Genomic DNA, 1,471 nt, shown 5'->3' on the forward strand with positions numbered 1-1,471 from the left:
GGCGGGTTCTAACGATCCCCGCAACACCCTCGATTTGAGGGAGTTGCGGGGATCGTGGCATGTGCTGGGTTGAAGGTGCGGTTTTTCGAGGCGTTGGACCGTGAGGACGGGAATGTCAGCGCGGCCGCACGCTGTGTCGGGGTGAACCGGAACACTGCCTTCGGGTGGGTTCGTCAGGCGGGTGTGCAAGGGCGCGGAAAGAGCGGCCGGGCCGAGCATTCGGGTCGGGGACGATACGAGGAACTCCGCTCGTCGGGAATCTCGCGGCGCGAGGCTGCTCGGGAGGTTGGGGTCCACCTCCGGACCGCGCAGGACTGGGACGGGGGCATCCGCAAGATCGGTGGTGCGCGCCTGCACCCGGATGGTCGACGTATCGACTACAAAACCGGTATGACAACGTTCGTCACCGCTGCTCAGAGGCCGTCGCTGGCCCGCATCGAGTCCACACTGCACCCTCGGTATCTGACGGTGACCGACCGTGAACACATCGCCGACCTGCGTCGAGCCGGGTGTTCGCTGCGTGAGATCGGACGCCGCCTCGGCCGGGCGGCCTCGACCGTCAAACGCGAGATCGACACCTACGGCATCGCCGACGAGTACCACCCGCACCGGGCACATCGGCTGTGGGCTATCTCGCGTGCCCGGCCGAAACCGGCGAAGCTGGCGGCACAGGGTTCGCTCCGGTCCTACGTCGCCGGCAAACTCGCCCTGCAGTGGTCGCCCGAGCAAATCTGCCACGCTCTAGTTGTCGACTTCCCCGATGACAAGGCGATGCGTGTGAGCACCGAAACGATCTACCAGGCCATCTACGTACAGTCGCGCGGCGGACTACGCCGAGAAGTTGCTGCCGCATTGCGCACCGGACGTACTCGCCGCGTACAGCACCGCTCACCCGAGCAGCGCACCTCACGATTCGTCGATGCGATGGTGATGATCTCCGAGCGGCCGGCGGAGGTCGCCGACCGCTCCGTGCCCGGGCACTGGGAGGGTGATCTGATCGTCGGTACTCGATCGGAGTCGGCGATCGTGACATTGGTCGAGCGTTCTACCCGGTACCTGCTTCTCGGTCACCTCCCCGGCGGGCACACTGCAGAGGAGGTCCGGGACGTTCTGGTTCCTCTGATCGGTTCTCTCCCAACGCATTTGCGCGGTTCACTGACGTGGGACCAAGGGTGCGAGATGGCAGCGCACAAGCAGTTCAGCGTCGCCACCGGGGTGCCGGTGTACTTCTGCGATCCACACTCACCATGGCAACGCGGATCGAACGAGAACACCAACGGCTTGCTACGCCAGTACTTCCCCAAAGGCACGGACCTGTCCGTGTACAGCGCCACCGACCTCGAGAACGTTGCCCACCGCCTCAACTCCCGTCCACGCAAAACGCTCGGCTGGAAAACTCCAGCCGAGCGTTTACGTGATCTACTGACAGGCATCTGACCATCAGGTGTTGCGAGGACCCCTAGAATCCGCC

1 protein-coding gene is annotated in these 1,471 nt (G+C 64.5%); it reads left to right on the plus strand.

All coding sequences use genetic code 11. From position 1 onward, the window contains the following. The first annotated feature begins 258 nt into the window (after positions 1 to 258). Positions 259 to 1,437, plus strand: a complete 1,179-nt coding sequence (locus J1M81_RS25640) for an IS30 family transposase (protein ID WP_152530502.1) — start codon at positions 259 to 261, stop codon at positions 1,435 to 1,437. Positions 1,438 to 1,471 lie beyond the last annotated feature (34 nt).

Source organism: Rhodococcus sp. KRD175, from assembly GCF_017168275.1.
Lineage (GTDB): Bacteria > Actinomycetota > Actinomycetes > Mycobacteriales > Mycobacteriaceae > Rhodococcoides > Rhodococcoides fascians.